A 12,791-nucleotide genomic window follows, 5' to 3' on the forward strand; every position below is an offset into this window, starting at 1 on the left:
AAGGATGAAATTAATGATAGGGAGCGGGGGTGATGAGGGGATGAGGAGATGTGGTGATGAGGGGATGAGGGAATGGGTAGAACCTCTAACCCCTCATCGTTCATACTTCATCCTAGCCTTGGCTACGCCACGCTGCGCGAACAGCAACGGCTTCGCCGAACATACTTTCTTTCCGACTCACCGACTCCTTTCATCCTTCATACTTCACACTTCATCCTTATAAAGGCTTTCCTTAAATCAAATCAATCAGGCTAGGGGGAAAGATGGAATCGGGCAACAATCAAGGATCGTTATCGTCGAATGGAAACGGCAAAAATGGCAACCCGGTGCCGTCATTGCCTCTTATGTACCAAAATCAGTTTTCCGACACGGCTGATGAGTTAAATTTGCGGCAACTAGTTGTTGTGGCGCGGCGTCGGGCGCTAGTGATTGCAGGGGTAGCGATCGCCGTTACCTCCGCTGTGGCTTTTTGGACGTTCAATCGTACCCCGCAGTACGCAAGCAAGTTTCAGCTCTTAGTCGAGCCAGTAGCAGGGGAAAGTAAGCTAGACCAACTGACCTCTGGAGTTCCTGGTGTTAATCCAGAACGGCAAGGCTCCAGTTTAGATTACGAGACGCAAGTTCAGGTTTTACGCAGTTCTAACCTGATGTTGCCGATTATTGAGGAGCTTCAGACTCGCTACCCTAACATCACCTACGATGAACTGATGAGTGGCAACGGTCTGACAATTACTCGACTGGGAGAAACCAAAATTCTCGAAGTTAGTTATCGCAATCCTGACCCTAAAAAAGTTCAATTTGTTTTACACGAAGTGGCAAAAGGGTACTTGCGATATTCACTTCGCGAGCGTCAGCTCAATGTCAATCAAGGATTGAAGTTTGTTGAAGCTCAACTCCCCACCCTACGAACCCGTGTAGACAAACTCCAAGGAGACTTGCAGGACTTTCGCCAACGGTATAATCTCCTCGACCCTGAAAACCAAGCAACCGAGTTATCGCAGCGGGTCAGTACCATTGATCAGCAACGATTAGCCACTCAGGTGGAACTGCAAGAAACCCAAACTCTTTACACCACAATTTCCCGCCAACTCAATCTATCCCCCAACCAAGCGATCGCGACAGCCGCCTTAAGTGAAGCCCCGCGCTACCAAAGCTTGCTCAACCAGTTACAAGAAGTCGAAGCCAAAATTGCCATTGAGTTAGCTCGCTTCACCGAAGAAAGCCCTAGCGTCGAAGCACTGCGGGAACAACAGCGAAATTTGCTGCCACTGCTCCAACAAGAAGCCCAGAATGCCTTAGGACAGAATTTGTCTACCGCTGGTGTCTCAACGACTTCTCCTAGTTCAATTCGCTTGCAGTTGACTCAGGAATTAGTGAATTCAGCTAATCAGCTAAAAGTTTTACAAGTACGTCAAAATGCGATCGCCACCGCTCAAAGTGGTCTGGAGCAACAAGTTAAATTTATGCCCGTCATTGCCCGCCGCTACACCGATTTGCAGCGGGAACTTGGCGTCGCCACCGAGAGTTTGAACCGCTTTCTCGGTGTTCAAGAAACCTTGGAAATCGAAGCGGCGCAAAAGGCACTACCCTGGCAACTGCTCCTCAAACCCCAAGAACCCAAATTCCCCGTCTCACCAAACACTCAGCGCAATCTTACTCTCGGCGCGATCGCAGGCTTATTACTCGGTATGGGTGCGGCTTTACTAATTGAGCGACTAGACAACGTTTTCCACTCCCCCGACGAACTCAAAGACACTACAAAACTTCCCCTATTAGGCATTATCCCCTACCACAAAAAACTGCGTCAGATGACATCGTTAACTAGCATTGCCGGGTTAATGTCCAAAACGGGCAATGTTGCTGATAATCCTGCCCCCCGTGGTAACCGCCGTCAACTGCAATGGTACAACGCCTCTCCCTTCCTGGAAGCCTTCCGCTCTCTGCATACTAATATCCGGTTCTTAGGCAGCGATACCCCAGTTCACTCCTTGGTGATCAGTTCCGCCACCCCCGCCGATGGTAAATCGACTACGGCTGTCCACTTGGCACAAGCCGCCGCCGCCATGGGACAACGGGTGTTACTAGTTGATGCCGATTTGCGACGTCCGCAAGTTCATCACATTTTGGAGTTGGAAAACCACCAAGGTCTGAGCAATGTCATTGCCACAGGAGTTCCCGCCAAACAAGCCATCCAGCGCTTACCCATGTGGGATCATCTCTACGTACTCACGGCGGGACAACTGCCTCCTGACCCCACGCGGCTGCTCTGCTCCAAGAAGATGGGCTATCTGATGGAGCAGTTCCACGCTGTCTTTGACCTGGTGATTTATGACACCCCACCCCTCCTCGGCTTGGCAGACAGCCGACTCTTGGCAGCACACAGCGATGGCGTTGTTGTGGTCGTAGGACTCGGTCGAACCGACCGTTCAGCGATCATGCAAGCTTTAGATGGGTTAAAACTTTCTAGCGCCACAGTTTTAGGTGTAGTCGCCAACGGTGTCAAAAATCACATCACTACCTCCTCCTACTACCATCAACGGTATTACGCTCAAGAGTCAGAAGTAGAAAAGGCAAAACAACTGTTGCAAAAACGCATGGGCTAATTTGATTGCAAATTAATTAGCACTTCAGATCCCCGACTTCTTAGAGAAGTCGGGGATCTCCTACAACTTCCTCTGCCCAAATATCTAACCCCTCATCCCCAACCATAGAAGGGGGAAAGAGAGCAATAGAGGGTTCTTAAAGTCTCTCTTCCGTGGGAGACAGATTTAGAGTGAGGACGAAAGACTTTTGTCAGTCAACCCGCTTCATATTTCATACTTCATACTTCATCCTTCATCCTTCATCCTTCAAAGTCTCTCTTCCGCTCTGGGAGACAGATTTAGAGTGAGGACAAAAAACTTTTGTCAATCAACCCGCGTCATACTTCATACTTCATCCTTTATCCTTCATCCTTCTCCCCATCCCTGTTTTGAGACTAAATCAATACAAAGTTGATTGACGGCTTCTCTATCTACACTTTTGGGTAACTTAGAAGCAACATAAGCGCTATCAAGTTCTTTGTAGAGATTATTGGCGATCGCCATTACCTCTTCATAGCTATATTCCCCCCTTTTAATCGCCAACAACTCCTCCGCATCACCCGCTTCTCGTCGGTCAACCATTAGAGTTTGAGTCTCTAAAATCTCAATCCCCGTTCTCAATAAACGGATGGCTTGCATCGCAAATTTGCAATCGTAGCCAACCTTAGCTTCCATTGCTGCTCTCGCCGGATTGCGATTTTCCTTCCATTGCTGATAGTTTTTATACTCCCGAACAGCATTGTGATATTGCTGATTTTTTTGTAGCAATTTGATGAAATCCTTGGAGCTACTTGTCAGTTCCCTGGTATATTCTAATGTATCTTCTGGCAACGGATATTGTTTTAAAACTCCTTTGAAATCAATTTTTGCCGTCAGTAACTCATACAATTCTTGGGATTCTTCCAGAAACTGAATCCGGTTTTGAACTAACAGGTACAGGTAGCTCAAAAAAGCATGAAGCTCGCTCACACTCAGCAATTGCTTGGGCATTAAACCAAAATCTTCCGATTGTGGTTTCTTCTGCGGTGGGTCAAGTAACCAGTGGCGATGAGACTCCAGTTTTTTGATTTGAGCATAACCGTATCCCGCATAAGTATGCTTCACCTTTTTCGAGAGAAACATCTGCTTATGCTGCCTCAAAATACTACCCACTTCAGTTAGGTGAATGTAGTCTTTAAACCAGAGCAGTTCCAGAATATTTGGGTTGTTATTAGCTGAAAGTTCCAGAAACTTTTTCAACTCATAAATACAGGTATCTTTAGATAAATAGGAAAAATTTCCCGGTTCTTCTGTCCATCCCCGGTCTTTTTGTTCAATCTGACTAAATCCCAAGTAATAAGGCTTGGTAGCAATAAAAACACCGCGATAGTCGTAGTCAGAGGTGGCTGTGGCTAGCCTGTAGCCCCTGGAACCTGTCAAGGCGATGAGGATAGTTCTGGCTTCTACTTCAAGGCGGTTCATGGCTATCAAATCCCTACAATTTGCAACTTCTATCGGGCAGCGCCAGAAGTTGCTGAGTATCAAAAACTGTTTGTGTTACACGTGTAACACAAATTGATTATACCTAGATAGCATTGCTTGTGCCAAGTATTAAGTTATGAGGAAATCTGCCAAAATAAATTCCGATCCGTCAATCACTCATTACTTACTTGCACCACTTTCAGGGTTTGCAAACTGGGATCGCTAGAGCCTGTAATGCTGCCCCCAAGGTCGATAATTTGCTGCAAGTACTCTAAAGCCGCTGGGGTAATCAGTTCCCCTGGCATTAGGGCAGGGATTCCTGGTGGGTAAGGACAAATAGTTTCAGCGCTGATGCGATCGCTCGCTTGTTCGATGGGTAGGGTTTCGGTGGCGGCAAAAAATGCCTTACGGGGAGAAAGCGGCGGACAAAGGAGGAAGGATGCGGGATGAACGTATAGTAGTTCTGTCTTCCACTTGCGGAAGACCTCCTGCCAACCTGTTTGTACCACTGTTCCCCAATATTTTTCACTTAAATGGGTAAAGGCTTGAACAAGCTGGTCGATATCGGCGCTGGTATTGCCAAGGCTAATAATAAAGGTCAAATGGCGCAGCGAGGGCAACTCGGCAGTGACACCCAGTTGATGGTTGAGAATTTCATCGGCTTCAAACCCATTTAGCCCTAAGTTACTCACCGTTACAGTTAACCTTGTGCGGTCGAGGGCAACAAAACCGGAGGTTTTGACCGCATTTAGCACCGATAAACCGGGGATTTGGCTGATTTTGGCTCTAGCATCATCAGCCAAATGTAGTGTTCTTGCCATCAGCTGATCACCGTAGAGTGCCATTTGCTGACGTGCAGCATCCAAGGACGCCAAAAGCAAGTAACTGGGACTGGTAGTCTGCACGAGTTGCAAGGCTTTACTGAGGCGATCGCGATCGATTAAGTCTCCCTGAACGTGCAGCATCGAAGCTTGCGTCATTGCCCCTAATACCTTATGACTCGATTGCACGCTCAAATCTGCCCCAACAGACAAAGCGGAGGGGGGTAAATCGGGGTGAAAGGCAAAGTGGGGCCCGTGAGCTTCGTCTACGAGGAGGGGGATATCGTATTGATGGACAAGTTGCGCGATCGCCTCAATATTCCCGCAGACGCCGTAGTAGGTTGGGTAAAGCATCATCACTGCTTTCGCATCCGGATGCTGGGAGAGGGCAGCCGCGACAGTACCAGGGGTAATGCTGTGGGCAATATCCAGCCCTGGATCGTATTCTGGGTTGATAAAAACGGGTAGCGCACCGGAAAGAATCAGTCCCGCGATCGCTGATTGATGAATGTTACGCGGCAGAATGATTTTGTCCCCCGTGCCGCAGGTTGCCAGAATTGCCGCCATGATTCCACAAGTGGAGCCGTTGACTAAAAACCAGGTTTGTTCCGCCCCAAACGCCTCTGCTGCTAATTGCTGCGCCTCCTTAATTACTCCTAGGGGCGCAAACAAGTTATCTAACTCTGGCAATTCCGGCAAATCCGCTGGAAACACCGATGTCCCTAGCAATTGGGCTAACGGCTGGTGAATTCCCTGTCCTCGCTTGTGTCCTGGAGCATAAAACGGTGCGTGAGACTTACGTGCCAAGGTCTGCAACGCCTCTAACAGCGGTGCTTGCGACTGAGAAAAATCTGAAGAAGATGGCATACGGCAACTACCGATTGTTAAGTTGATCGCTTCTCGCTAGTTAGGGAAATGCATCTGAACCTTTGAAAATAGGGGCTAGAGAAAGAATTCTATATCCTTTGATGGCAATGACGCCATCATGGCTGTTTTAGATTCAAACAGACCAGAGAGAAACAAGTTTTTCCGAAAAATTTCTGGGCGGCACACAGGGGGCATCTGTTAGAGTAGTTAACCTGTGTGCTGTTGAGCCAGCACCGGATATCTATCTCAGAGTAGACCAATCAAGGGTGTAACTAATTGGAGATGTGAGAAGTCGAGATTTTTCCTTACTGTAAGAGGGTCACGTCACCCAATGAGATGATGATTATTAGCCCAACTCCTCAACCCAACCCTCCGGAAATTCCCTCGACTGAACCAAATCCCTTACCCTCACCCAATCCGCAACCAACTCCCTCCCCCTCCCCCGAACCTGTACCCAGTCCCGTTCCTCAGCCCATACCAACACCCATTCCCCAACCTGCCGTACCCGCTCCCGTTCCCCAACCTGCCGTACCCGATTCCTCAACCGATTCCCGAACCTCAGTAAAATAGTTAAATTTCTCTTCTCCAACTGACCCTACACGCTACAAATTGCTATGTTAAGAGCCGGAATTGTCGGACTGCCTAATGTTGGCAAATCTACATTATTTAATGCCCTAGTTGCCAATGCTAAAGCGGACGCTGCCAACTTTCCCTTCTGTACGATCGAACCGAATGTTGGTGTTGTGGCGGTGCCGGATGAGCGCCTAGATGTTCTGGCAAAAATTTCCAGCTCTGACCAAATTGTGCCAACTCGCGTTGAGTTTGTTGATATTGCGGGTTTAGTGAAGGGGGCTAGCAAGGGAGAAGGGCTGGGAAACCAGTTTCTTGCCAATATCCGGGAAGTGGATGCGATCGTTCATGTCGTGCGCTGCTTTGAAAATGAGGACATCATCCACGTTTCCGGTTCCATCGATCCGGTGCGCGACATTGAAGTAATTAACTTAGAACTAGCTTTAGCTGATTTAGCGCAAGTTGATCGGCGGATTGATCGTGTTCGCAAGCAAGCGCGTTCCAGTAAAGAAGCTCAAGTAGAACTGGAAATCTTGGAGAAGTTAATCGTTGATCTTAATGAAGGTAAACCCGTGCGGCAAATGGGTTTTACTGAAGAGGAAATGAACGCGATCGCTACTTTAGGATTACTCACCAGTAAGCCCATTATCTACGCCACCAACGTTTCAGAAGATGACTTAGCGACGGGTAATCAATGGGTAGAGCAAGTTAAGCAAATTGCTGCCCAAGAAAATGCCCAAGTTGTCGTGGTTTCCGCTCAAGTCGAAGCAGAACTGATCGAATTACCCCAAGCAGAACGCGGCGAATTTCTGGAATCTTTGGGGGTTGAAGAAGGCGGCTTAAAATCTTTAATCCGCGCTACTTACGAACTCTTGGGCTTACGTACCTACTTCACCACAGGGCCCAAAGAAACCCGCGCCTGGACAATCCAATCGGGAATGGTCGCTCCTCAAGCCGCAGGGGTAATTCATACTGACTTTGAGCGCGGATTCATTCGCGCCGAAACCGTTGCTTACAAAGACCTCGTCGCCACAGGTGCAATGAATGCGGCGAAGGAAAAAGGTTTAGTACGCAGTGAAGGGAAGGAGTACGTCGTCCAAGAAGGGGATGTGATGCTCTTCCGGTTTAATGTGTAACCTATAGAATTTAGTTGTCTTCTTTTGGTAGCCTCCCGCCCTTTAGTCGCAAGACGCGAGTGCGGGATTTTTGTATCTGGCAAGAAAAGTTAAGTACCAGCGATAGACAAAGCGATCGCCTCCTGTTAGTCTGGGCAATTTTCATCCCCCAAACAGAAACACAGGTTGAGCGTCCTCATCTGGCACAGGGGTATTGTATTTTAGTACCCATGCCACAATTGAGGCGACTATTTACTCCTTCGAGAACGAGCCGAAGGCGATCGCAAACAATAAAGATAAAACAGCATCTCATCTTAATCAAGCTCGTCACTATACTGCTGTGCTGTTTGCTGAACTAGTTCTAAAGGTAAATCCAACGACTGGGCAATGATCTCTAAAGTCAAACCCAACCGGAGCATTCGTGGTATGGCTTCTAACTTACCTTCCTGCTTACCTTCCTGTTTACCTTCCTGCTTACCTTCCTCTAAAGCTTCCTGATATACCCGCGTTTGTTTTAACTCACTTAGATTCAACATCGCTTCAATCTCCTCGCGGCTTTTTTTCGGTAGTTTATAAACAATTATTGTCTCAATTAAATCGATCAGTTCGCGCTTGGTGGCTTCATCAGTAATCTGTTGTCTTGCTTGCTCAATTAAGCGCTTCGCCTGTTCAACCGCCGCCTCTTCCGACTCAATCACTAACTTGACAACACCTACTCCTAAGGAGTTCTCCGCCGCGTCCCCTAGCTCATTCAAATAAATGCGTCTGACTCGATTTAGTGCCAAAATTTCACTAAATTGTAGCGACTGGTTTCTTTCTACATCACGATGCGGGTAGATGACGACAACGCGCCAAGGCGATCGCGGTTTGTATTGCCTCAAGTAGAGGAAAAGTTCGCCAAATAAGCGGTAGTACAAATCCTCGTCGGGTTGAAACTGCACTTCAACCACATAAAACGGTTTTTCTACGTCGTTGGTAGTGGGTAAAAATAAACCATCCAAGCGGAAGGCAAGTTGCTTAACTTCACGGGAAGTGAATTCGTAAGCATTTGCTTCTGCTAGAGGTTGGTTAATCAGTTCAAAGAAGATACCGGGAAACGACTGAAACAGACTATAAAAAATGGTGTCGGTTTTCACACTGTCAATCCTGCTGCTCAGCAAGCTTGATAAAGTACTGACAATCAAAATCCTGTGCAGCGGTGCTATCCGCTTTGAGCGGAATCGTCCCTCAACTGCCAAGCAATGCCCAACCAGCGAAGGTTGAGAGAAGCTAGTAATCTTGTTAAAGTTAAGTTATATGAAAAATTCTCTCAGAATCTTGGTACAAGTTGGACTAGCGATCGCGTTCAATCTTGATGAAACCTAAAACTGCCCAGAAAAGTTAAAGCAAGTTGCAGCTCTAATCCTCATCCTCCCGACAGTACTGTACTGAAGACTTATATAAATCCAAAAATCCTTAACACAAAATCCCCAATGCCACAGAAAATCCTCTATGTTCGCCTTCCCTGCAACCCAATCTTTCCAATCGGTGTCGTTTACCTAGCCGATCACGTCCACAAGCTGTTTCCAGAAGTAGAACAGCGCATCTTTGACCTGGGTGCAGTACCACCGTTAGATTTCAAGCAAGCATTAGATGAATGTATAGATGAATTTCAGCCAACGCTACTGGTATTTTCCTGGCGAGATATTCAAATCTATGCTCCAGTAGGTGGCAGAGGCGGCAACCCCCTGCAAAATGCCTTTGAATTTTACTACGCTACCCATCCCTTCATAAAACTGCGGGGAGCCTTGGGTGGACTACGTTTGGCTGCATCCTACTACACCGAACTCTGGCGCAATTTGGGATTAATCAAGCGGGGGTTAAAACGCGCCCAACGCTACCACAGCGATGCTCGTGCAGTTATTGGTGGCGGTGCAGTTAGCGTATTTTATGAGCAATTGGGAAATAAGGTACCCAAAGGCACGATTGTTTCTGTGGGTGAAGGCGAAACCCTGCTAGAGAAAATTCTGCGTGGGGAAGATCTCAGCAGCGATCGCTGTTACATTGCGGGAGACAGCCAGCCGCGCGATCGCTTAATCCACGAATGGCCCACCCCCATTGAAAAAACCGCCTGCAACTACGACTACATCAGTAGCATCTGGTCAGAATTTCAATACTACCTACAAGACCAAGACTTTTATATCGGCGTACAAACAAAACGCGGCTGTCCCCACAACTGCTGCTACTGCATCTACACCGTTGTCGAAGGTAAACAAGTCCGCATCAACCCCGCTGATGAAGTCGTTGCCGAAATGCGCCAACTCTATGATCGGGGCATTCGCAACTTCTGGTTCACCGATGCTCAGTTTATCCCAGCGCGGAAATACATGGATGATGCGATAGAACTGTTGCAAAAAATTGTTGACTCCGGCATGACAGATATCCATTGGGCTGCCTACATCCGGGCAGATAACCTCACCCCGCAGTTGTGCGAGTTGATGGTGAAAACCGGAATGAACTACTTTGAAATCGGCATCACCAGCGGCTCTCAAGAACTGGTAAGGAAGATGCGGATGGGGTACAACCTGCGAACCGTTCTGGAAAACTGTCGTGACCTCAAAGCCGCAGGCTTCAACGATTTAGTCTCTGTCAACTACTCCTTTAACGTGATTGACGAACGCCCCGAAACGATTCGCCAAACCCTTGCCTATCACCGGGAATTAGAGCGGATTTTTGGTGCCGACAAAGTAGAACCCGCCATCTTCTTCATCGGCTTACAACCACATACTCACTTAGAAGAGTATGCCTTTAAAAATGACATGCTCAAACCCGGTTACGACCCCATGAGTTTGATGCCTTGGACAGCGAAGAAATTACTTTGGAACCCAGAACCGCTTGGCTCCTTCTTTGGGGAAGTTTGTCTCCAGGCGTGGCGGCAAAATCCCAACGACTTTGGACGAGAAGTGATGCAGATTCTTGAAGAACGCCTCGGTTGTGCCGACTTAGAAGAAGCCCTAAGTGCCCCCGTTGAACCCAAAGAGAAAAAACAGCTAACAGCCGTAGGGCGCTAATCTTTAAACATCTCTAACTCCCTGCTCAACGTCCTGCTCCCACCTGAAATCTCATCGGCGTTTATCTGCGGTTAAAAATACTTTCAACCTATCTTTTTGGGATAGACGCCTAATATTCATCCTCATTAGTCAATTAGAAACAATGCTAGAAGGTTCGATTCTCCAACAACTAGAAGCCGCTCATCAAGATAGTAAACGACCCCTGAACTTTGGGGTGTATTACAAGAACACTCTAGTTGCCTTGTGTCACGCCTTGGAAGACTTCATTTTGAAGTCGAACAGTTCGCCCTTAATGATTGCAGCCTTTCAGCGGGGCAAGTGGTACCTTGAGGAGGCGGATCGGTACGGAGAAATTGCCGAGAAAACCACTCATGTGGCGATTATGGCAGCAGCGGAGTCAGGCTTTGCCGAGCATCCCACGAGCCAACGGGAGAACGTGGATCTGGTGAGCTTAGATCCAGTTGATCCCGTTGCTCAAGAGTGGCACTTGATCGTTTTTTCACCGACCTACACCGCGATGGTGTTGTGTCAGGAATTATCAGACGGCGACTACGGTATGGCTGGAGTACCGAGTGAGGATATTAAGCGCAAGTTCTATGGCTTCTGGACGTTTGAGCCGGATTTGGTGCAGGAGACAGTGGAAATAGCGATCGCTCATATCGGTCGTTATAACCCAGAGTTGCAGCAGAGTTTAACGGCTCAGATGCAGCAGCTGACGGCAAAGGTTGGCACTGAACCCCGCGATGATTTGGGTGTAGTTGTTCATCAGGTGGTGGATTATCTGCAAAACAGTGAGCAGATTTTAGCTGAGCCTCATGGTACTAAGGCAGAAGCCTCTGCCATCTACGAGCAGGCATTGGGTGACAATTTGGTATCCAATGAAATCCAGGCATTTCTGCGGATGGCGCAGCTGATGGATCAAGCTAATACGGACAATTCGCTCTCCACAGCGGAAGTAGCGACAATGGCAGAAACAATGGGGCAGCTTTTGGATTTACCCGCTTGGCAATTAAAGCGGTTGCGCCTCGCGGCTTTAATACACGCTTTAGTGCCATCAATGCGTTCAGAAATCCCCTCGGAGTCTGAAGAATCAACCGAGGAGATGGCACCGTGTTGCCAACTGCTACCTAGTGTGCAGGCACTGCGAGCTATGCCCCAGATGACGGCGATCGCGCAAATCATCACCCACCAAACCGAGTGGTGGGATGGTAGCGGCACTCCCGGTGCTTTAGCCTATGATGCGATTCCTTTGGAGTCGAGAATCCTGGCTCTGGTGGCAGACTTTCAGCGACGCGTTAACCAGATTCGTAAAGCTGAACAATCTCTCAGCCGAGAGGAAGCCCTATCCCAATCCCTAGCCGAGTGTCAATCTCAATCTGGTCAAGCCTTTGACCCCAAATTAGTCGATACCTTGGCTCTGATGGTGATGGGGATGCAGCAGGGAATGGACTTGCAAACTAATCAACCTAAAATTGCCGCAGGGATGTGGCTGCTTGACTCCCATCCCCACGAAAAGGCGCAACTGAACGCCGTAACAAAAAAGACTTGAAAGCTATCAAGGATGAAAATTAACTAAAAAAAGCTGAAACACACTAAGGACGACTGATGAAAATTGAAGCAATTCGAGCGGGGCAACTCAAGCAACTTCCCGGAGCAGATTTAGAAGATGAAGACCTTTCTGGCTGCCAGTTAGAGGGCATTAATCTCGCTGGGGCAACATTAATCGGCACCAACTTTTCTGGTGGCAATCTCAATGGGGCAAAATTAGATGGGGCAAACTTGGTTGGGGCAAGACTCACCGCTACTGATTTGCGAGCGCACTTGTTGGGAGCCAACTTGATGCAAGCGGATTTGACTAGCGCCGACTTGCGCGGGAGCAACCTGCGAGGTGCAAATTTAATGGGGGCAAAGCTTTCTCAATCTTCCTTTTCTGGGGCGTTCTTAAGTGGCGCGAACTTAATGGGCGTCAACCTGCAAGGCGTTGATCTCCGGGGTGCCGAACTGCGGGGTGCCAATCTCAACAAGGCGAATCTCAAAGGTGCCAATTTGTCTGAAGCTGACTTACGTGGCGCAAGTTTGACTGAAGCCAACCTTGAGGAAGCCGATTTGCGCGGGGCGAACCTGGCGGGAGCTAATCTCATCGGGGCAAATCTGCTATGTGCAGAGTTAGACAACGCTAACTTGAGCGGGGTGGACTTCGATCGAGCCTGTTTGGTGGGGACAAGAGCTTCCAAAATGGTGTTTTAAGCCTTGCTCCTCAGTGTCAGTTCGGCATTGCACTAATTTAGTTGCGAGTTTGATTTGCCCGGATGATGCCTTTCAAAC

General features: G+C 48.2%; 9 protein-coding genes. 6 read left to right on the plus strand and 3 right to left on the minus strand.

Translation table 11 applies throughout. From position 1 onward, the window contains the following. Positions 1 to 263: 263 nt before the first annotated feature. On the plus strand, positions 264 to 2,603 hold the full coding sequence (locus AC5JR3_RS21750; protein ID WP_495848664.1) for a GumC family protein: 2,340 nt from the start codon (positions 264 to 266) through the stop codon (positions 2,601 to 2,603). A gap of 345 nt (positions 2,604 to 2,948) precedes the next feature. On the opposite strand, the gene AC5JR3_RS21755 is transcribed toward AC5JR3_RS21750, so the two are convergent. After that, on the minus strand, positions 2,949 to 4,043 hold the full coding sequence (locus tag AC5JR3_RS21755) for a nucleotidyltransferase domain-containing protein (protein ID WP_495848665.1): 1,095 nt from the start codon (positions 4,041 to 4,043) through the stop codon (positions 2,949 to 2,951). A gap of 173 nt (positions 4,044 to 4,216) precedes the next feature. Further along, entirely contained in the window at positions 4,217 to 5,731 is a 1,515-nt protein-coding gene (locus AC5JR3_RS21760; protein WP_495848666.1) for an aminotransferase class I/II-fold pyridoxal phosphate-dependent enzyme, read from the minus strand. Positions 5,732 to 6,067: 336 nt separating this feature from the next. Here AC5JR3_RS21760 and AC5JR3_RS21765 point away from each other — a divergent pair, with 336 nt between their 5' ends. Next, positions 6,068 to 6,301 carry a hypothetical protein gene (locus AC5JR3_RS21765; protein ID WP_495848667.1) on the plus strand — a complete coding sequence of 78 codons (234 nt, stop codon included), beginning with the start codon at positions 6,068 to 6,070 and terminating at the stop codon, positions 6,299 to 6,301. Between the two features lie 44 nt (positions 6,302 to 6,345). Next, the gene (gene ychF, locus AC5JR3_RS21770; protein ID WP_495848668.1) at positions 6,346 to 7,437 is read left to right on the plus strand and encodes a redox-regulated ATPase YchF; all 1,092 of its coding nucleotides are present in this window, start codon (positions 6,346 to 6,348) and stop codon (positions 7,435 to 7,437) included. 293 nt (positions 7,438 to 7,730) lie between these two features. Here ychF and AC5JR3_RS21775 read toward each other — a convergent pair whose 3' ends face one another. After that, on the minus strand, positions 7,731 to 8,552 hold the full coding sequence (locus AC5JR3_RS21775) for an Rpn family recombination-promoting nuclease/putative transposase (RefSeq protein WP_495848669.1): 822 nt from the start codon (positions 8,550 to 8,552) through the stop codon (positions 7,731 to 7,733). 336 nt (positions 8,553 to 8,888) lie between these two features. Here AC5JR3_RS21775 and AC5JR3_RS21780 point away from each other — a divergent pair, with 336 nt between their 5' ends. The 3 genes from AC5JR3_RS21780 (at position 8,889) to AC5JR3_RS21790 (ending at position 12,713) form a co-directional block, all read left to right on the plus strand. Further along, positions 8,889 to 10,466, plus strand: coding sequence for a photosystem II high light acclimation radical SAM protein (locus tag AC5JR3_RS21780; RefSeq protein WP_495848670.1), 1,578 nt, complete (start codon positions 8,889 to 8,891; stop codon positions 10,464 to 10,466). A 142-nt stretch (positions 10,467 to 10,608) separates the two neighbouring features. Further along, entirely contained in the window at positions 10,609 to 12,015 is a 1,407-nt protein-coding gene (locus AC5JR3_RS21785; protein WP_495848671.1) for a DICT sensory domain-containing protein, read from the plus strand. A 56-nt stretch (positions 12,016 to 12,071) separates the two neighbouring features. Next, a complete protein-coding gene (locus AC5JR3_RS21790; RefSeq protein WP_495848672.1) occupies positions 12,072 to 12,713 on the plus strand; it encodes a pentapeptide repeat-containing protein in 642 nt (213 codons plus the stop codon). Positions 12,714 to 12,791: the final 78 nt, after the last annotated feature.

The organism is Kastovskya adunca, assembly GCF_059505785.1.

What these genes read in the sequence shown, in the direction of transcription:
- AC5JR3_RS21790 (WP_495848672.1), top strand. Translation starts at nt 12,072, where the DNA reads ATGAAAATTGAAGCAATTCGAGCGGGGCAACTCAAGCAACTTCCCGGA.
- ychF (WP_495848668.1), top strand. Translation starts at nt 6,346, where the DNA reads ATGTTAAGAGCCGGAATTGTCGGACTGCCTAATGTTGGCAAATCTACA.
- AC5JR3_RS21765 (WP_495848667.1), top strand. Translation starts at nt 6,068, where the DNA reads ATGATGATTATTAGCCCAACTCCTCAACCCAACCCTCCGGAAATTCCC.
- AC5JR3_RS21760 (WP_495848666.1), bottom strand. Translation starts at nt 5,731, where the DNA reads ATGCCATCTTCTTCAGATTTTTCTCAGTCGCAAGCACCGCTGTTAGAG.
- AC5JR3_RS21780 (WP_495848670.1), top strand. Translation starts at nt 8,889, where the DNA reads ATGCCACAGAAAATCCTCTATGTTCGCCTTCCCTGCAACCCAATCTTT.
- AC5JR3_RS21755 (WP_495848665.1), bottom strand. Translation starts at nt 4,043, where the DNA reads ATGAACCGCCTTGAAGTAGAAGCCAGAACTATCCTCATCGCCTTGACA.
- AC5JR3_RS21750 (WP_495848664.1), top strand. Translation starts at nt 264, where the DNA reads ATGGAATCGGGCAACAATCAAGGATCGTTATCGTCGAATGGAAACGGC.
- AC5JR3_RS21785 (WP_495848671.1), top strand. Translation starts at nt 10,609, where the DNA reads ATGCTAGAAGGTTCGATTCTCCAACAACTAGAAGCCGCTCATCAAGAT.